We start from the raw sequence: 19,412 nt of genomic DNA, 5'->3' as shown, positions 1-19,412 counted from the left end.
CCGCCGTACCGGCTTATCCGGGCCGGGCCAGGGCGCGCGTGTGCAGCTCGGTGACGACCTTGCGGGCCGACTCCATGGCACCGGCCTGCCAGGCGACCAGGCTGGTCAGCCAGTCGCCCGCGAAGTAGACCCGCCCGGCCGGTCGCTGCAACAGGGTGAACCCGCCGTCGTGGGACGGCCAGGCCACCCAGGCCCCCTCGATGTGCGGCTGCCTGCGCCATTCGATCGACATGCTCGACAGCAGGCCGGTGCGGTAGAGCTCACCGTGGATCTTCTTTCCCTGGGTGAGCGCGCGTGCCCGCCGCTGGTCGTGGGTCAGCCGGGCGTAGCCGTCGGCGTGCCTGCCGACCGCGTAGTAGCCGACGACGAGGCCGCGCTGCGAGTGGTAGCCGTGCGAGGGATACCAGATGTGGGTGATGTCGAGATCGGTCTCGGAGGATCCGCCGTAGATGTTCTCGTCCAGCTCCCACCACCGGCGGCCGTATTCCAGCCCCATCTTGCCCGCGGAGACCGGCACGGGTGTGCGCAGCGCGTCGGTGACCGGGGTGCCGAGGTTGTGCGGGATCTTGGCGAGGACGTGCGGCGGGAGCGTCGCGATGCAGTAGTCCCCCGTGACCGCGCCACCGTCGTAGGCCACCTCGACGCCGCCTGGGCGGTCGGTGATCCGGGTGACGCGGGTGCCGAGCTTGATCCGGTGCTCGCCGACTGCCTTGACGAGGGCGGTGACGATCGTGTCCATGCCGCCGACCGGCTGGAACATCGGGGCCGCCTGGTCGAAGCCGAAGTCCATGGTGAGCGCCCTGCCGGTGCCCGCCGACAACACCTCGGCCAGCGTGCCGGGGCCGGGCAGCGGGGTGCCCGGCAGGATGCCCGGCCAGGCGCCGAAGCCGCGCCGGGGGCTGCCCTCGTAGGTGTGTTTCCCGCCGATGTCGCCGAAGCCGCTCAGGAATTCGAGCAGCCGCTCACGGTCCTGCTCGGTGAGGCGTTTGTCCAGGGCGCCGGCGTCGGTGGCCTTGGCCAGGAGTTCGGCGATGTAGCCGTACATGTCGGCGCGGGCGGTGCGGGCGCGCACGGGTGCCCGCATGCCGCCGGTGTAGACATAGGCGGAGGAGTTGGAGTTGACGAAGACCTCGACCGGCACGCCGAGCTCGCGGCAGTAGTCCATCGTGACCATCCACGGCGCGATCCGCGCCGGTCCGGCGTTGAAGTAGACGTCCTCGCCGAACTTCGCGGTCTGCGTCTCACCGCCGATCTCCGGCAGCGTGTCGCCGCCGCGCAGCGTCAGGTTGCGCCCGCCCACGCGGTCGCGCGCCTCCAGCACCACGCAGTCGTAGCCCGCCTTGCCCAGCTCGTAGGCGCAGGTCAGCCCGGCGACCCCGGCGCCGAGCACGACGACCCTGGCCGCCGCCCGGCCGCGCAGGGCGAAGTCGCCCGGCGCGGGCGCGTCGAAGGCGGGCGTGTCATGGGAGCCGGGGGCGAGTCCGAGCGCGCTCATGGCGGCGAACATCGCGCCCGCGCCGCCCGCGGCCCCCACGCCGACCAGCAGGGCGCGCCGTGACAGGCCGCGCTCAGTCATGGTCCGAGCCGTCATGGTCCAAGCCGTGCGCCGTGCCCCAGGTCTCCACCTTCCGCGCCTCGTCGTCGCTCATGTAGCCGACCTCCAGCGCCATGTAGTCCTCGACGCGTTTGCGCCAGCGCGCCGGGATCTCGGCGATCGCGGGGCGGTAGCAGCGCTCCAGCCAGGCGACCGACATCGGGGTGGCGCCGAGGTGTTCGGCCGCCTTGGCGAACGGGGTGTTCTGGATGCCGGGCACCCAGGCACAGCCGTACTCGATCATCTCCTGGCCGCCGTATGGCGGAGGGTCCTGCCACTTGCGGGCGACCGGGCGCTTTGCGGTGATCGTGGTGTTGAGGGGCCGTCGTTCGACGGCGGCCTGGATCAGCTCCTTGTAGAGGCATTTGCCGCAGGTGCCGCACGGGCCGCCCTTGTCGCCGCGCAGGCACCAGCGCACCTGCGGCGACAGCCGGGATTCGAGGGCGATGCGCATCGTGACGGCCTCGCTGACGCCGCCCACGGGCAACACGATCGGCAGACCGGCGGTCGCGAACAGGCGGCCCCACATGCCGTCGGGCGCCCACATCGGGTTGTCCGGCGTATAGCGCAGGAGGTAGCGGTCGCCGCCCAACCAGCGTGAGCCCAGCTCATATCCAACGGCGAGGCCGCCGAGGTTCATGTCGTCGGCGAGCAGCAGGGCCCCGGCCGCGACGGCATGGTGCTCGGGGTAGCCGGGCCGCGGCTCGGCGAGGGTGAACTCCAGATCGGACCGCACGATGGTGAGGTCGCGGCCGGTCTCGGCGGCCAGCGCGGCGAGCACGTCGGCCCGGTAGTGCGTCCACCGGTTCGGCACCCGGGGATGCGGCTCGCGTTGGAAGTGGATGAAGGGTGCGTCGTCCAGCATCTCGGCGACGGCCACCGAGTCGGCACCGCCGCTGTAGGAGAGGGCGAGCCGCTCCCCGTCGGCCGGCCGGGGCAGGCCGGAGGCCGGGCCGGCCTCCACCCCCCAGCCGCTCCACAGGGCCAGCGCGAGCTCGGGCGAGATGGGCCGGTCGAAACGCACGCGTCTGCGCGTCCAGGGCGCGACGATCGACCAGGCCGCCACGGCCAGCAGGTCCGGATGGGGCTCGGCGACGGTGCGGGGCAGGACCACCCGGCACGAGTTGGTGGCCATGGTGACCGGCTGTCCGTCGGTGACTGTGCCGGTGATGGCGTCCTCGGGGTCGAGGCGGAAGACGAGGTTCCACGTGAAACCGTCCCGCGTCCAGCTCACACGCATCGCGCGGACCCCTCGCCGCCGAGCTCAGGTGCGCCGTCGTCGCCGCGAGCGTCGCCGCCCTCGGCGAGCGCGTCGACCGCCTGCCAGAGCAGCACCTCGTTCTGCAGGACGCGGTCGAGGGCCACGGCGGTCTCCTTCGCCAGGCGGTCCACCTCGGCGACCCGCCCGGCCAGCTCCGGGCTCGGCACCGCCGCGGCGAGCTGTGCCCGGAGCCGCTCCACGTCGCGGCGGAGCGCGGCGACCTCACGGCTGACGACCTGGATCTCCCACAGGGAGTCCTTGATGTCGTCGCGATGGTCGGCCTTGGTGACATAGCGGGCGTCCAAGCGTGCGACCACGGCGCGCCTGAACCGTGGCGGCACCAGCCCGAGGAGAAGGGACCGGAGCATGAGACGTCACCCTAGCGGCAAATCCCGACGTCCCCGGCGACTCCCGATTACTCCCAGGAAACCAGCTCTTATCGGAGTTCGCCCCCTCGAGGTGAGGGACAACGAGTACACAACGATCAGGACACGAAGAACAACACCGAACCCTCGACCTCGACCCCCACGCGGTCGCCCGTCCGGTGGCCCGCGTCGCCCCGGGTGCGGGCCCGGATCACGACCCCCTCGCCGTCGCGCTCACCGTCGAGCACGACGGTGAGCGCGGCGTCGTGGCCGAAGAACTCCACACGCTCCACCCGGCCGACCGTCCCGCCGCCGGGCACGGTGAGCACGAACTGCTCGGGGCGTACGGCGACGCGCCCCTGCCCCTCGCTCCCGCCTGCGGCGTACGGCAGGGCGCCGAGCACACAGGAGGCCACCCCACCCGCGGCCGAGGCCGGCAGGATCACCGCCTCCCCCACGAAGGTGGCGACCCCGAGGTCGCGCGGAGCCGCGTAGACCGACGCCGGCTCGTCCTTCTGCACGATGCGCCCCTCCCGCATGACCGCGACGGTGTCGGCCATCGACATGGCCTCCTCCTGGTCGTGCGTGACCAGCACCGCGGTCGCGCCGGCCCGCTTCAGGGCGTCGCGCACGTCGTCGCGCACACTGACCCGCAGGGACCGGTCCAGCGCGTTGAAGGGCTCGTCGAGCAGCACCACGCCGGGGCCCGGCGCGAGCGCGCGGGCGAGCGCCACCCGCTGCTGCTGGCCGCCGGACAGCTCGTGCGGCATACGGTCGCCGAAACCGGAAAGGCCCACTAGGTCCAGGCACTCGCGGGCGCGTTCGGCCGACGCCGCCCCGCGCGGCAACCCGAACCCCACGTTGCGCCTCACCGTCAGGTGCGGGAACAGCGCGGCCTCCTGCGGCACGATCCCGATCCTGCGCCGCTCCGGCGGCAACGATGTGATGTCGGCGCCCCCGACGGCGACCGACCCCGCGTCCGCGCTCTCGAACCCCGCCACGATGCGCAGCAGCGTCGTCTTCCCGCAACCGGAAGGCCCGAGCACCGCTGCCAGCTCACCGTCGTCGACCACCAGCGACACGTCGTCGAGCACCCGCGTGCCGCCGAACGCCTTTGACACCCCGTCGACTTCCAGTCTCATGTGTCCTCTTTCGTGGAACGGCGGCCCAGCACGAACCCCGGCACCGCGGCCACCAGCATCAGGACCGCGGCATAGGGCGCGGCCGCGCCGTACGCTCCCGACCCCGTCTCGGTCCAGAGCCGCGTGGCGAGGGTGTCCATGCCGGTGGGCCGCAGCAGCAGCGTCGCCGGCAACTCCTTCATCGCGGTGAGGAAGACGAGCGCCGCGCCGGCCGTCACCCCCGGCAGCGCGAGCGGCAGCGTGACCTGCCGCATCACCGCGAAAGGCCCCCGCCCGAGGGATCGCGCGACCTCCTCCAGCACCGGCGGCGACTGAAGCACCGACGCCCGCACCGCCCCCACCGCCGCTGGCAGGAAGAGTACGGCATAAGCCAGCACGAGCATGGGCCACCGCTGATAGAGCGGATATGCGTAGCGCACGGCGAAGAAGACCAGCGACAGAGCGACCACGATGCCGGGCAGGGCGTGCCCCACATAGCTCGCCTGCTCAAGCACCGAGGCCGTCCTGCTCCGGTAACGCGCCGCGATGACGCCGACCGGCACGGCGAGCGCCGTGCTCACCAGGGCGCCCGCCGCCGCCATGCCGACGGTCGCGCCGAAGGCAGCGAGCAGCCGGTCGGGGCGCACCCCGGAGGAGGCGCCTTCCAGCAGCCAGTAGCAGATCCCGGCGAACGGGAATCCGACCGCCGCCGCGGCGACCGCGCCGGACCACACGAGGGCGGCGGCCTTGCCCGCCGGGCGCAGCGCGACCACGCGCCGCCGCCGGGGCGGGGCGCCGCGGGTGGCGTAGGCCGCGCGGCCGCGTGACCGCGACTCGGCGACGACGATCACGAACGTGACGACCACGAGGAGCAGGCCGAGCACGGCTGCCGGGGTGCGGTCGAAGCTGGCGCGGTAGGAGGTGTAGATCTGCGTGGTGAAGACGTCGAACCGCATGATGGACACCGCGCCGAACTCCCCCAGCGCATACATCGCGACCAGCAGCGCGCCGGCGGCGGCCGACGGCCGCAGTTGCCGCAGCACGACAGACATACGGCCGCGCCCCAGGGACAGCGCGACCTCCTCCATCGCCGGGTCGATCCTGGCCAGCGCCGCCGCGACCGGGAGATAGACATACGGATAGCTCACCAAGGTGAGCACCAGCACCGATCCCGTGAATCCGGTCAGGCCGGGGAAGGCGGCGATCCAGATGTAGGCGGCGACGTAGGAGGGCACCGCCAGCGGCAGCGCGGCGAGCACGCCGAAAACGCGGCGGCCCGGCAGGTCGGTGCGCACGACGAGCCAGGCGAGGGAGACACCGACGAAGATGCTCAGCAACGTGACGGCGGCGGCCAGCCCCAGGCTCGCCACCGTGAGCTCCCACGTGCGGGCCCGCCAGATCGTCTCCACCACCGTCTCGATTCCGCCGCCCGACGCCCGCACGACGAGGTAGGCGACCGGCAGCAGGGAGATCAGGGCGGTGAGAACGGCGGGCACGAGCAGGACACGCGGAACCCGCCGGAGCGGGCGGCCCAGGCGGGTTCCACGTGCGGAACTTGATGTGACCGTGCGGGCCATTTAGACGAGCCCGACCTCTTTCAGCAGGGTGAGGGTCTGGTCGAGTGAGTCGAGCTTGCCCAGGTCGAGGTCCGGGCCCTTGATCGAGTCGAGCGCGGGAAGTCCGGCGGCGGTCGGAACGCCCTCGATCAGCGGATATTCCTTGGTGTCGTCGGAGAAGTACTTCTGCGCCTCGGCGGCGAGCAGGAAGTCGGTCGCCTTCTGCGCGACCTCGGCACGCTTGGACGCCTTGAGCACCGCCACGCCCGCGACGTTGACGAGCGAGCCCGGGTCGCCGGCCTGCGGGAACGCCAGCTTGGACGGCACGGCGGCCTCGCCCTTCTCGGCGACCTTCTCAAACCAGTAGTAGTGGTTGATGAGGCCGGCCGAGATCTTGCCCTCGTCGAGGGCGTTGAGGATGTCGCCGTTCTTGGCGAAGGTCTGGGTGTCGTTGGCCTTCATGTCGGTGAGCCACTTGCGGGCCTTGTCCTCGCCGGAGACCTCACGCAGCGCGGTCACGAACGACTGGAACGAGGCATTGGTGGGGGCCCAGCCGACCTTGCCCTTGTATTTCGGGTCGGTCAGGTCGAAGACGCTCTTCGGGGCGTCCTTCACCTGGCGCGGGTCGTAGGCGATCACGCGGGCACGCCCGGAGACACCCACCCAGGTGCCGTCGGCGCCGCGGTATTTCTCCGGAACACGATCGAGCAGCGGCTGGGGCAGCGGAGCCAGCAGCCCGGCCTTGGACAGCGCGCCGAGGGCGCCCGCGTCCTGGGAGAAGTAGAGGTCGGCGCGGGTGCGGTCGCCCTCTTCGAGGATCTGGGCGGCGAGTTCGGCGCTGTCGCCGTAGCGCACCTGGACGTCCACCCCGGTGGCGGCCTTGAGCTTGTCGATCAGGGGGGCGATCAGGTTCTCGTTCCGCCCGGAGTAGATGACCAGCGAGTTCTCCCCGAAGCTCTCCGGCGTCGCGGAGGTTCCCGGCGCGGGGGTGGTCTGCGCCTCCTGCGTGGCCTGGCCACCGCACGCCGCGGCGGTCAGGGCGAGCGGGAGCAGGGCGGCTGCGATCAGCCTTCGCATGGACATGTGGTTCCTCACTAGTGGATTGCACGCGGAGCAGGACGTCCAGCCCCCAAGGACGCGGCTGCGGGGTGGGTGTGATGAGGGGACCGGGTCTGAGAGGCGCCGCTGCGCTTCATGGCCACGGTGACCGGTCGGGCGTCGGCCGCGGCGAGGTCACCGTGCCGACGAGACGGGCCTCGTCACGCGGCTTTGCGGGCACAGCGCGGCGCGGCCCAAACGGGCTGCTGACGGTGACTAAAGATAGCCTAACCTAACCAGGCCCTGACTCCCAGCCCCCACTGTGAAGGACCACACGACGTGGTGAGGATATGTCACCCCTGCCCGCCCCCGACCACAAGACCCCCTAGTCGGCGGTGCCGCACCAGGGGGTCTCGCAGAGGCCGCAGCCGCTAGCGCAGCGTGCCGTTCGTCATGCCCGCGGGCTCCTCGGGCACGGCGATCAACCCGAGCTCGGCCGGTGAGGCCATCAACGGGTGGTTGGGCACGACCCGCACGCTGTAACCGAAGGCGCCCGTGCGGTCGAGCGGCACCGTGCCGGTGAAGCACGCCTTCCCGTCGTCCCCCACCTCCGCGGCGCTCATCGTGGCGTATTGCGGAGCCGTGAGCTCGTCGTGGAGCCCGACCCGGCCGTAGGCCGCCTGCACGAGCACGTCGCCTGGCTCAAGCTCGCCGAGCGCGATCGTGGCCCGCAGATCGAGGGCGGTGCCAACCTCGGGCGTGTCGCCCACGCCGGAGGTCTCGACGTGCTCGACCCTGACGCCCGGCCAGGCCCGGGTCACCCGGAGCTTCCAGGCGGCGAAGCCCCGCGCCTGCTCGAACCCGCGCGCCGACAGGGCCCGCGCCGACAGCGCCGCCGGGTTGTAGAGATCGACGACGTAGTCGCGCAGCATGCGCCCGGCCAGCACCTTCGGCCCGAGCGAGGTGAGCGTGTGCTTGACCATCTCCAGCCAGCGGCGGGGCAGGCCGTCGGCGGCACGGTCGTAGAAGCGGTCGGCCACCTCGATCTGGATGAGGTCGTAGAGCGCCTGCGACTCCAGCTCGTCGCGCCGGTCGGGATCGTCGACGCCGTCGGCGGTGGGCACGGCCCAGCCGTTGGTGCCGTCATACCACTCGTCCCACCAGCCGTCCTTGATCGACAGGTTGAGCCCGCCGTTCAGCGCGGCCTTCATGCCGGAGGTGCCGCACGCCTCCAGAGGGCGCAGCGGGTTGTTCATCCACACGTCGCACCCCTGGACCAGGAGCTGGCCGAGGGTCATGTCGTAATCGGGCAGGAAGACGATGCGGTGCCGCACGTCCTCCATGTCGGCGAACTTCACGATCTGCTGGATGAGCTTCTTGCCGCCCTCGTCGGCCGGGTGGGCCTTGCCCGCGATCACGATCTGCACCGGGCGCTCGGGATCGAGCAGCAGCCGGCGCAGGCGCTCGGGGTCGTTCAGCATGAGCGTGAGCCGCTTGTAGGACGGCACACGCCGGGCGAACCCGATCGTCAGCACGTCGGGGTCGAGCGCCTCGTCCACCCAGCCGAGCTCGGCCGCCGAGACGCCGCGGTCGCGCCACGACTTGCGCAGCCTGCGGCGGGCCGCCTCGACCAGGCGGCGGCGCAGCCGCCCCCTGATCGCCCAGATGTCGGCGTCGGAGATGCCTCGGATGCCCTCCCAGCCCCGGGAGCGGTCCACCAGCTCGGGCAGCTCGCGCCCGGCGAGCTCCATGAACTCGCGGCCCACCCACGTCGGGGCGTGCACGCCGTTGGTGATCGACCCGATCGGCACCTCGCCGAGGTCGAAGCCCGGCCACAGGCCCTGGAACATCTCCCTGCTGACCTGGCCGTGCAGCTCCGACACGCCGTTGACCCGCTGGGCCAGCCGCATGCCCATGACGGCCATGTTGAAGACGGCCTTCTCCCCCTCGAGCGCGTCCGGCTCGGCGCCGAGCGCGAGGATGCGGTCGACCGGGACGGTCGGCCAGGCGTTGCCGCCGCCGAACTGCCGCTCGATCATGTCCGCGGGGAAACGGTCGATGCCGGCCGGGACCGGGGTGTGCGTGGTGAACACCGTGCCGGCGCGCACCGCCTCCAGGGCCTCGTCGAAGGACAGCCGGGCCTCGGTGAGCTCGCGGATGCGCTCCAGCCCGAGGAAGCCGGCGTGGCCCTCGTTGGTGTGGAACACCTCGGGCTCGGCGTGCCCGGTGACGCGGCAGTAGGCGCGGATCGCACGGACCCCGCCCACGCCGAGCAGCAACTCCTGCATCAGCCGGTGATCGCCGCCGCCGCCGTAGAGCCTGTCGGTGACGTCCCTGGCGAGGGTGTCGTTGTCGGCGACGTCGGAGTCGAGGAGCAGCAGCGGGACACGGCCGACCTGGAGCACCCAGACCTGGGCGTGGAGGGTGCGCCCCTCGGGGAGCGAGATGTGCACCCTCGCCGGGGTGCCGTCGTCCTCCTTGAGGAGGGTGAGCGGCAGCCCGCCGGGGTCGAGGCTCGGGTAGTGCTCAAGCTGCCACCCCTCGGGGGACAACGACTGGGTGAAGTAGCCGTGGCGGTAAAGCAGGCCGACCGCCAGGATGGGCACGCCGAGGTCGCTGGCGGTCTTGAGGTGATCGCCGGCGAGGATGCCGAGGCCGCCGGAATATTGCGGCAGTGCCGCGGCTATGCCGTATTCCGGGGAGAAATAGGCGATGGCGGCGGGGGCGTCGGCCTGGGTTTGATACCACCTCGGGCCGGTCATGTATTCGCGCAGGTCGTCGGCGGCGTCGGCGAGACGGCGCAGGAAACGCCGGTCGCCGGCCAGCTCGGTCAGGCGCCCGGCCTCGACGGCGCCGAGCAGCGCCACCGGATCGTGGCCCACCCGCTCCCAGACGACCGGGTCGACCTCGGCGAAGAGGTCCGTCGTCTCGGGGTGCCATGACCAGCGAAGGTTGTGGACGAGTTCGCCGAGTGCGGCGAGCTGCGGGGGGAGAACGGTTCGGACGGTGAACCTGCGGATTGCTCTCACGGTGTCAGACCCTATTTTCTCAGCGCCACGTAGCGCGACCGAAACACTCCTGTCGGTATGCCGGCTCAGTCAGCCCGGCATACGAGTGCGTATTTCTTCATCGACTTCAGGAATCTTGACCTTAGACGCCCCATCCCGATCAGGTGCGGGATCGGAGCGGGCGACTCACGGGACAGTTGAAAAAGCCCAAACTCCTTCCCTAACCATCGTCAACATCGTTCAAACACCGCACGGCAAGATTTCCCCTCCCGGAGATGTGGCGGACACCGAGCGCCCCCACGATCGTGTACAAGACAAGCGTGTACGGCGCGGGCCCGCTGCGGCAACTCCCCGAGCATGTTTCCCGTCACCAGCACGATAACCGCGGGCATGCGCCCGGCGAACCCCAGAGTTGGCAGGAAAGGGGTCTACACCTCTTTCCAGAGGGGTGCATGAAGAGCGACTATGGGGGCACCTCCTTTTTATGTATCAAGCCCATCAAACCTCGCCGCACCGAGGGTCCGGTGGCCGTCGGCGCGGAATGACAGCCTTCTATATCGAGCCGTGGGCCGCTGGCCGCCCGCCGCCGCACGACGCACTGCCCGGCTGAGGCCGTACCGGCATCACCCGGTCGCGAACGGGGTGCCGGCGACTAGGGCGGAGATGCCCGGTGAGCCGCCTGCCCACCTGCGGGGATCTCACCGTGCGGGCCCTCCGCGGACGCGCCATGATGTGGTCCACGGGTGTCCTGTTCCGTGGTGGACCTGCGGCCCGCGGGACGTCGCCGGCGGCCTGCGGGATGAGCGAGCCCAGGTCGGGGAAGGCTCATCTCGATGACCTTGCCTGACACCCGCGAGCAGCACCCGGCGACCTGCCTGACCTGCACGACTGAAAACGATTGATTGACACCCGTTCGCTATTGCCCAAGAAGACGAGAGCCACTCACTAATCAGCCCAAGACCCCGGTCTTGGTTCACCTTCCCGGCGGCACCGGGTGTGCCGTCGCTACCTTGAAATGCGATGATCGGAAGAATCCCCATTCAGGACATTCACCCCATCGTGGACTGCGGGGCACGCCCCGCCAAGGCCGCAGCCGGTGAGACCTTTGAGATCAGTGCCACGGTCTTCCGGGAGGGGCACGACGCCGTCGCGGCGGGAGTCGTGCTGACCGATCCGGACGGCGCGCGCAGCTCCCTGCTCCGCATGCGCGAGCTCGCCCCCGGCACCGATCGATGGGGTGTCTCGGTCACGCTGCCCACCGAGGGTGAGTGGCAGTTCCGGGTGGAGGCGTGGGGCGACCCGCTCGCCACCTGGCTGCACGACGCCGGCATCAAGATCCCGCGCGGCATCGACGCCGACCTCATGTGCGAGGAGGGCGCCCGGCTGTTCGAGCGGGCGGCCAAGGCCGTGCGCCCGGCCGAGTGCCGTCCTGAGGGCCGCTTCACCGCGCCCGTCGCCACCCCGGGCCCACCGGACGAACCCGCGGGTGACGACGCCGAGAGCGACATCCCCCCGATGTCCGCGGGCGGGGGCACGTGCGGCCACCGGGCCGCCCTCCAGGCCGTCGCCGCCAAGCTGCGCGACGACAACCTCGACCCGAGGGCCCGGCTGTCGATCGCCCAGCTCCCCGAGACGGCCGCGCTGCTCACGGCCCATCCGCTGCGCGACCTGGTGACGAGGTCGGGGCGGAACCAGGTGGTGGTGTCGCGGCGGAGGGCGCTGTTCGGGTCGTGGTACGAGTTCTTCCCGCGCTCCGAGGGGGTCGCACTGGAAGACGACTTCCCCAAGTCCGGAAATTTCGTGACAGCGGCGCGGCGGCTGCCCGCGATCGCCGCAATGGGCTTCGACGTCGTCTACCTGCCCCCCATCCACCCCATCGGGCACTCCCACCGCAAGGGCCGGAACAACACTCTGCACGCCGAGCCCGACGACCCCGGGTCGCCCTGGGCGATCGGATCGGAATTCGGCGGGCACGACGCGATCCATCCAGACCTCGGCACGGATGAGGACTTCAAGGCGTTCGTCGCCCGCGCCCGTGAGCTCGGCATGGAGGTCGCCCTCGACCTCGCGCTCCAGTGCTCCCCCGACCACCCCTGGGTGAAGGAGCACCCGGAGTGGTTCACCATCCGGGCGGACGGCAGCATCGCCTACGCGGAGAACCCGCCGAAGAAATATCAGGACATCTACCCCGTCAACTTCGACAAGGACTTCGACGGCGTCTTCGCCGAGGTCAAGCGGGTGATCCGGCACTGGATGGATCTCGGTGTGCGCATCTTCCGGGTGGACAACCCCCACACCAAACCGGTGTCCTTCTGGGAGAAGATGCTCGGCGAGATCCACGAGACCGACCCCGACGTCCTGTTCCTGTCGGAGGCGTTCACCCGGCAGGCCATGATGCGCACCCTGGCGAAGGTCGGGTTCGATCAGTCATACACCTATTTCACCTGGAAGAACGGCAAAGCCGAACTCGAGGACTATCTCTGGGAACTCTCCCACGAGACATCGCATTATCTGCGGCCCAACCTCTTCGTCAACACGCCCGACATCCTTCACGAATACCTTCAGCACGGCGGTCGACCGGCGTTTGAGATTCGTGCAATTTTGGCGGCATTGATGTCGCCTACGTGGGGTGTCTACTCTGGCTATGAATTGCTGGAGAATGTCCCGGTTCGTCCGGGGAGTGAAGAATACCTAGATAGCGAGAAATATCAGTATAGGCCTCGCGATTGGGTTGCCGCCGAGCGCGAAGGGCGCAGCATCGCCCCTCTCATCACTCAGCTGAATTTGTTCAGAAGAGCCCACCCAGCGCTCCAGGAATTGCGTAATCTACGGTTCCACAGCGTTGACCAACCGGAGTTGATCTGCTTCTCCAAGCGGCTCCCCGGTGCCTACGACACGGCCACACAACGGCACGGGCTAGGCGATGTGGTGCTGGCGGTCGTCAATCTCGACCCACATAACACCCGTGAGGCCACGGTCAGTCTGGACCTCCCTGCGCTCGGTCTCGACTGGAACGCCGAGTTCGTCGTGGACGACGAACTGTCAGGTGAGTCATACCGCTGGCGGCAGTCCAACTACGTGCGCCTCGACCCTCACATCCACCCCGCCCACGTCTTTACCGTGCGTCGATAGAACCACTCGAATCAGGGGGGAGTCTGAAAGGTGAGCTCGATACCTCAGCCCGTTCCGAACACCTTCACACACGAGACACCGCGCGACCCTTACTGGTACAAGCGCGCAGTCTTCTACGAGGTGCTCATCAGAGGTTTCACCGACTCCAACGGAGACGGCACGGGCGACATCCGCGGGTTGATCGGCAGGCTCGATTATCTGCAATGGCTCGGCGTGGACTGCCTCTGGCTCCTCCCGCTCTATGAGTCCCCCCTGCGGGACGGCGGCTACGACATCTCCGATTTCACGAAGATCCTGCCGGACTTCGGGGACCTCGGGGACTTCGTCAAACTGGTCGACGAGGCGCACAAGCGCGGCATGCGGGTGATCGCCGACCTCGTCATGAACCACACGAGTGACCAGCATCCGTGGTTCCAGGCGTCCCGCAGCGACCCCGACGGCCCCTTCGGCGACTTCTACGTGTGGTCCGACACCGATGAGCTGTACAAGGACGCCCGCATCATCTTCGTCGACACCGAGACGTCCAACTGGACGCACGATCCCGTGCGCGGGCAGTACTACTGGCATCGTTTCTTCCACCACCAGCCCGACCTCAATTACGAGAACCCGGCGGTGCAGGAGGCGATGCTGGAGGTTCTGCGCTTCTGGCTCGACCTCGGCATCGACGGATTCCGTCTCGACGCCGTGCCATACCTCTTCGAGCAGGACGGCACCAACTGCGAGAACCTTCCCGCCACCCACGAATATCTGAAGCGGGTGCGCAAGGAGATCGACCGGCTCTATCCCGACCGTGTGCTGCTCGCCGAGGCCAACCAGTGGCCGGCCGACGTCGTCGAATACTTCGGCGACCCCGTGACCGGCGGCGACCAATGCCACATGGCCTTCCACTTCCCGCTCATGCCGCGCATCTTCATGGCGGTTCGCCGCGAATCCCGATATCCGATCTCGGAGATCATGGCGCAGACTCCGAAGCTCCCCGAGAACTGCCAGTGGGGCATCTTCCTTCGCAACCACGACGAGCTCACCCTCGAAATGGTGACCGACGAAGAGCGCGACTACATGTACGCCGAATACGCCAAGGATCCGCGCATGCGGGCCAACGTCGGCATCCGGCGGCGGCTCGCGCCGCTCCTGGAGAACGACCGCAACCAGATCGAGCTCTTCACCGCGTTGCTGCTCTCGCTTCCGGGCTCCCCGGTGCTCTATTACGGCGACGAGATCGGGATGGGCGACAACATCTGGCTCGGTGACCGCGACGGGGTGCGCACACCCATGCAGTGGACACCGGACCGCAACGCGGGGTTCTCCGACTGCGACCCCGGCCGGCTTTACCTGCCGGTGATCATGGATCCGATCTACGGTTACCAGGCGATCAACGTCGAGTCGCAGCAGAAGAACTCGGGCTCCCTGCTCCACTGGACCAAGCGCATGATCGAGATCCGCAAGCGCCACCCGGTGTTCGGCCTCGGCGACTACATCGAGCTCAACTCCTCGAACCCCAGCGTGCTCGCATATGTGCGGGAACTGGGCGACGATCGAGTGCTCTGTGTAAACAACCTCTCAAGATTCCCTCAGCCGGTGGAGCTTGACCTGCGAAGATTCGAAGGTGTCACCCCGGTGGAGACCATGGGCGGTGTTCCTTTCCCCCCAATCGGCGAACTTCCGTATCTTTTGACACTTCCGGGGCATGGTTTCTACTGGTTCACCTTGCCACCCGCCATCGAGGAGGCGTGAGAAGTGCTTGAAGAGCTCCTTGCCGGATGGATCCCGCGACAACGGTGGTTCGCCGGCAAGGGGCGTGCGATCGACGCTGTGCGTGTCGACTCCGACCTCGCCCTGATCTCCGGCGATCCCGCACTACACCATGTCATCGTCGAAGTACGGCAGGGCCTGTCGGCCGACCGTTACCAACTCCTGCTGGGCATCCGCAGCGAGCTGCCGCAGCGCCTGAACCACGCCCTGATCGGCCACTCCGACGACATCTCCTACTACGACGCCGCCCACGACGCGGACATCACCGGGCGCCTGCTCATCGCCATGGCCCACGGCGAGGACCTCGGCCGCTTGAGGTTCCGCCACATCGAAGGCATCCGGATCGAGGAGAACCTCCGCAGTCTCGTGCTCGGCGCCGAGCAGTCCAACACGTCCCTCGTCTACGGCGAGGACTACATCTGCAAGCTGTTCCGCCGCCTGATCCCCGGCGTCAACCCGGAGCTGGAGATCGTCACCGCTCTGGCGCGCCGGGGGGCGCCCCACATCGCCAAGCCGTACGGCTGGATCGAGACCGACCTCGACGGTAAGACCACCACGCTGGCCTTCCTCCAGGAATATCTGTCCACCGCCAACGACGGCTGGGCCCTGGCCCTGACCAGTGTGCGCGACCTCTACGCCTCCCTGCCCGAGATCACCGCGGGCGACGCGGGCGGCGACTTCGCCGCCGAGGCCGAGCGCCTCGGCACCGCGACGGCCCAGGTCCACGCCGAGCTGGCCGCCGCCTTCCCCGTCGACATCATCGAGCCGCCCGAGATCAAACGTATGACCGAGGGCTTCCGCGGCCGACTCGCCCGCGCCATCCAGGAGGTGCCCGAGCTCGCGGCCTACGCGGACCCCGCCGAACGCGCCTTCGACCGGCTCGCCGGCACCACCGGCGACATTCCCGTCCAGAGGGTGCACGGCGATTATCACTTGGGCCAGGTCATGCGTACGACGACCGACTGGGTCATCCTCGACTTCGAGGGCGAACCCGGTCAGCCCCTCGACGAGCGCCGCGCCCTCTCCTCACCACTCCGCGACGTCGCCGGCATGCTCCGCTCCTTCGACTACGCCGCCCGCCACCTGCTCGCCGGCCACCCCGAGGCCGAATACCTCGGCCCGCGCGCCGACCAGTGGGCGGGCCACAACCGCGCCGCCTTCCTCCGCGGCTACACCTCGGGCGGCGGCCGCCTGACCTCGAACGACGCGATCCTGCTGCGCGCCCTGGAGCTGAGCAAGGCCGTCTACGAGGTCGTCTACGAGGCCCGCAACCGCCCCACCTGGGTGGACATCCCCTTGGCCGCCTTCCGCGACTAGCGCCGGGGACCCGGCGAGAACGGCAGGAGCCGACCGCGACGGCTCCCCCGTTCCCGGCGTTCGTCGCCCGCCGGCGCCTGCCTGTCGTCGATGTTCGTCGCTCCCCCGCCCTAGGTGTTCGGCACGGCAGTCCGGACGGGGCCGACCGCCCGAAATGATGCCATTCACGCTCAGCACCCGACTTCGGCGTCGCGGGGAAGCGTCCTCGGGCGGTGTCGTGCGGATTCGCGCCGACATGGTGACTTCTCCACCTGCACCTTGTCGAAAAGATGGGTTGAGCGCCGGATCTCGGGCAGGGTTAGGACATGTCCGAGGAGCACCTGCTGAACCCTGAACTCGACAGACTCGCCGGGGGCGCACACCACGACCCCCATTCGATCCTCGGCGCCCATCCGGGGCCGCGCGGGGTGACGATCCGAGCCCTCCGTCCGCTCGCGGAGCGGGTGGAGGTCCTGGTGGACGGCACCGCCCACGTCATGGAGCATGTGGCCCACGGGGTGTTCGAGGTGACGTTGCCCGGTCTGGACAAGGCCCCGGCCTACTCCCTGCGGGTGAGTTACACCGGGCTTGAGCCGTACGAAGCGGGTGATCCCTACCGGCACTGGCCGACGCTGGGCGAGGTGGATCTGCACCTGATCGGGGAGGGGCGGCACGAGCGGCTGTGGGAGGTGCTCGGGGCGCGGGTGCTGCGGCATGAGGACGTGGAGGGTACGGCTTTCGCGGTGTGGGCGCCGAATGCCCGAGGCGTGAGGGTCGTGGGGGATTTCAACCGGTGGGACGGCACCGGATATCCGATGCGTTCGCTGGGGCGTTCGGGGGTCTGGGAGCTGTTCCTGCCCGGGATCAAAGAGGGGGAACGCTACAAGTTCGCCATCCTCGGGGTGGACGGCGTGTGGCGGGTCAAGGCCGATCCGATGGCCCGCCGTACGGAGATTCCCCCCGCGACCGCGTCCATTGTGGACGCCTCCCGCTATTCGTGGCAGGACGCGGAGTGGATGACTGAGCGGGCGGCGCGTGATCCACTGACCGAGCCCATGAGCGTCTACGAGGTGCACCTCGGGTCGTGGCGGCCGGGCCTGTCCTATCGCCGGTTGGCGGTGGAGCTCGTGGACTACGTGAAGGACCTGGGCTTCACCCATGTCGAGTTCCTCCCGGTGTCGGAGCATCCGTTCGGCGGCTCGTGGGGCTACCAGGTGACGTCGTATTACGCGCCCACCTCGCGGTTCGGCACACCCGACGACTTCCGGCATCTCGTAGACGCACTTCACCGGGCGGGCATCGGGGTGCTGCTCGACTGGGTGCCGGCGCACTTCCCGATGGACGACTGGGCGCTGGCGCGGTTCGACGGCACACCGCTCTATGAGCACGCCGACCCGTCAAAGGGTGAGCATCCGGATTGGGGCACCTATGTCTTCGACTTCGGCCGCCGGGAGGTGCGCAACTTCCTGGTCGTCAACGCGCTCTACTGGCTGCGGGAGTTCCACATCGACGGGCTGCGAGTGGACGCGGTCGCCTCGATGCTCTATCTGGACTATTCACGCCGAGATGGCGAATGGACCCCAAACATCTACGGCGGCAGAGAGAACCTCGAAGCGATCGAGTTCCTCAAGGAGCTGAACACCCTCTGCTATCGCGAGGAACCGGGCATCGTGACGATCGCCGAGGAGTCGACCGCCTGGCCGGGTGTGTCACGCCCCGTGCACCTGGGCGGCCTGGGGTTCGGCTTCAAGTGGAACATGGGCTGGATGCACGACACCCTCTCCTACCTCAAGCATGAGCCGGTTTTCCGGCAGTATCACCACCATCTGATCACCTTCTCCCTGATGTATGCCTTCACGGAGAACTTCGTCCTTCCCCTCTCTCACGACGAGGTCGTGCACGGCAAGGGATCCCTCGTCGGCAAGATGCCTGGGGACGAATGGCAGCGATTCGCCACATTGCGCGCATACCTGGCCTTCATGTGGGCACACCCCGGCAAACAACTCATCTTCATGGGCGACGAGTTCGGCCAGGGCTCGGAGTGGTCCGAAGAACGGGGCCTCGATTGGTGGGTGCTCGACTTCGACGTGCACAAGGGCGTCCAACGACTCGTGCGCGACCTCAACCGCGTGTACGGCGAAAGCCGGGAATTGTGGCAGCGCGACTTCGTACCCGAGGGATTCCGGTGGATCGACGCAGACGACGCGGCGGGTAACGTGGTGTCGTTTCTCCGTTACGGAGAGGGTGATTCGATTCTGGCGTGCATCGTCAACTTCGCCGGGTCACCATACGACGACTATCGGCTGGGATTGCCGCAACCGGGACGTTGGGATGAGGTGCTCAACACCGACGCCTATGACTATGCGGGAAGCGGCATCGGAAACTTCGGCACCGTTGAGGCGGTGGAGGAAGAGTGTCACGCTCTCCCATACTCCGCACGTTTGCGGGTGCCACCGCTGGGCGCCCTGTGGCTGCGCTGGGCTGGACCCGAGCCTTCCTCGGAGTGATAGCGCGGACCGGCTTAAGGGAGCCTGAAAGGCACATTAACCCCACAGAACCCCGTTGACCGGCGCGGGTCCCGGCTCTTACGCTCTTCCCAACTAATAGGAAACTTTCCTATGAGTTGCCCGCCACCCCTCGGTGGCGGGACGGAGATGCACGGCCCGCCCACAGCCAAACATTTCCGGCACAACCCCACAAAACGGATTAATCATCCGACATAGTCCATTTACCCCACCCCCCACCCGGGCCCCCGCGTCGCCTGCCAGACGCGGGGGCCCTCCCTTTCGCAACAGCTTGGCGTCGGGAATGCTTGCCCATCCATTGACAAGCGGGTCTCTTCCCCGGGAATTCATGCAGGTCGCTCGCTAATTGATATCGCAGAGCGACGAGGTGCTCACAGGGACACAAAGAGTGCCTTCCCCAGGAAACTACGAGACAACTCCCATATTCCCCCAAGCTTAAGATTAGTCCCACTACACTCATGCACCTCGAAATGCACACTTCGGGCTATCCGGATATTTCCATTTCCGGGCTACCTGATGTACGACCCACAGGAGCCGCGTGCGTCACGTGACACCACTCGCCGCAAGTGCGCTCCTCCCTGACTCGGCGGGCGCACCTGTGGCCTAAGCCGTACTCATCCACTGGCGGAAGCCTCCCGCAGGCCGAGCCGGATGCCGACAACCTCCGAGCCCTTCCACCTGCCGAGCTTCCCGACCGGATGACCTAGCGCCCCCGACCCACCGGCACGCCGGCTCAGCGCCGTGCCGCCGGATCCCCTCACCCC

General features: G+C 68.7%; 11 protein-coding genes. 4 read left to right on the top strand and 7 right to left on the bottom strand.

Going from position 1 to position 19,412, the window contains the following annotated elements; genetic code table 11:
- Positions 1 to 13: 13 nt before the first annotated feature.
- From Ssi02_RS13780 to glgP, 7 genes are all read right to left on the bottom strand, one after another.
- A complete protein-coding gene (locus Ssi02_RS13780) occupies positions 14 to 1,576 on the bottom strand; it encodes a flavin monoamine oxidase family protein (protein WP_239128894.1) in 1,563 nt (520 codons plus the stop codon).
- Positions 1,569 to 2,834, bottom strand: coding sequence for a DUF6395 domain-containing protein (locus Ssi02_RS13775; protein WP_204025518.1), 1,266 nt, complete (start codon positions 2,832 to 2,834; stop codon positions 1,569 to 1,571). The genes Ssi02_RS13780 and Ssi02_RS13775 overlap by 8 nt, the downstream gene beginning before the upstream one ends.
- A complete protein-coding gene (locus Ssi02_RS13770) occupies positions 2,825 to 3,223 on the bottom strand; it encodes a hypothetical protein (RefSeq protein WP_204025516.1) in 399 nt (132 codons plus the stop codon). Before Ssi02_RS13770 ends, Ssi02_RS13775 begins: the two co-directional genes overlap by 10 nt.
- Before the next feature lie 116 nt (positions 3,224 to 3,339).
- Positions 3,340 to 4,362: an ABC transporter ATP-binding protein gene (locus Ssi02_RS13765; protein WP_204025515.1), complete on the bottom strand. Its 1,023-nt coding sequence runs from the start codon at positions 4,360 to 4,362 to the stop codon at positions 3,340 to 3,342.
- On the bottom strand, positions 4,359 to 5,837 hold the full coding sequence (locus Ssi02_RS13760) for an ABC transporter permease (protein WP_239128893.1): 1,479 nt from the start codon (positions 5,835 to 5,837) through the stop codon (positions 4,359 to 4,361). The genes Ssi02_RS13765 and Ssi02_RS13760 overlap by 4 nt, the downstream gene beginning before the upstream one ends.
- An 81-nt stretch (positions 5,838 to 5,918) precedes the next feature.
- Entirely contained in the window at positions 5,919 to 6,980 is a 1,062-nt protein-coding gene (locus Ssi02_RS13755; protein WP_204025513.1) for an iron ABC transporter substrate-binding protein, read from the bottom strand.
- Positions 6,981 to 7,366: 386 nt separating this feature from the next.
- The gene (gene glgP, locus Ssi02_RS13750; RefSeq protein ID WP_204025512.1) at positions 7,367 to 9,964 is read right to left on the bottom strand and encodes an alpha-glucan family phosphorylase; all 2,598 of its coding nucleotides are present in this window, start codon (positions 9,962 to 9,964) and stop codon (positions 7,367 to 7,369) included.
- Positions 9,965 to 10,963: 999 nt separating this feature from the next.
- On the opposite strand from glgP, the gene Ssi02_RS13745 reads away from it, so the two are divergent.
- From Ssi02_RS13745 to glgB, 4 genes are all read left to right on the top strand, one after another.
- Positions 10,964 to 13,075: an alpha-1,4-glucan--maltose-1-phosphate maltosyltransferase gene (locus tag Ssi02_RS13745; RefSeq protein ID WP_204025511.1), complete on the top strand. Its 2,112-nt coding sequence runs from the start codon at positions 10,964 to 10,966 to the stop codon at positions 13,073 to 13,075.
- 30 nt (positions 13,076 to 13,105) lie between these two features.
- A complete protein-coding gene (gene treS / locus Ssi02_RS13740; protein WP_204025509.1) occupies positions 13,106 to 14,809 on the top strand; it encodes a maltose alpha-D-glucosyltransferase in 1,704 nt (567 codons plus the stop codon).
- 3 nt (positions 14,810 to 14,812) lie between these two features.
- Positions 14,813 to 16,144: a maltokinase N-terminal cap-like domain-containing protein gene (locus Ssi02_RS13735; protein ID WP_204025507.1), complete on the top strand. Its 1,332-nt coding sequence runs from the start codon at positions 14,813 to 14,815 to the stop codon at positions 16,142 to 16,144.
- A gap of 305 nt (positions 16,145 to 16,449) precedes the next feature.
- Complete coding sequence (gene glgB / locus Ssi02_RS13730; RefSeq protein WP_204025505.1) at positions 16,450 to 18,630, top strand: 1,4-alpha-glucan branching protein GlgB; 2,181 nt, start codon at positions 16,450 to 16,452, stop codon at positions 18,628 to 18,630.
- The last annotated feature ends 782 nt before the right edge of the window (positions 18,631 to 19,412 follow it).

Source organism: Sinosporangium siamense (assembly GCF_016863435.1).
In the GTDB taxonomy this organism is placed as follows: domain Bacteria; phylum Actinomycetota; class Actinomycetes; order Streptosporangiales; family Streptosporangiaceae; genus Sinosporangium; species Sinosporangium siamense.
The sequence above is the reverse complement of the archived record's forward strand: the minus strand, read 5'-3'. Positions and strand labels throughout refer to the sequence as shown.

What these genes read in the sequence shown, in the direction of transcription:
- Ssi02_RS13780 (WP_239128894.1), bottom strand. Translation starts at nt 1,576, where the DNA reads ATGACTGAGCGCGGCCTGTCACGGCGCGCCCTGCTGGTCGGCGTGGGG.
- Ssi02_RS13775 (WP_204025518.1), bottom strand. Translation starts at nt 2,834, where the DNA reads ATGCGTGTGAGCTGGACGCGGGACGGTTTCACGTGGAACCTCGTCTTC.
- Ssi02_RS13770 (WP_204025516.1), bottom strand. Translation starts at nt 3,223, where the DNA reads ATGCTCCGGTCCCTTCTCCTCGGGCTGGTGCCGCCACGGTTCAGGCGC.
- Ssi02_RS13765 (WP_204025515.1), bottom strand. Translation starts at nt 4,362, where the DNA reads ATGAGACTGGAAGTCGACGGGGTGTCAAAGGCGTTCGGCGGCACGCGG.
- Ssi02_RS13755 (WP_204025513.1), bottom strand. Translation starts at nt 6,980, where the DNA reads ATGTCCATGCGAAGGCTGATCGCAGCCGCCCTGCTCCCGCTCGCCCTG.
- Ssi02_RS13745 (WP_204025511.1), top strand. Translation starts at nt 10,964, where the DNA reads ATGATCGGAAGAATCCCCATTCAGGACATTCACCCCATCGTGGACTGC.
- glgB (WP_204025505.1), top strand. Translation starts at nt 16,450, where the DNA reads ATGTCCGAGGAGCACCTGCTGAACCCTGAACTCGACAGACTCGCCGGG.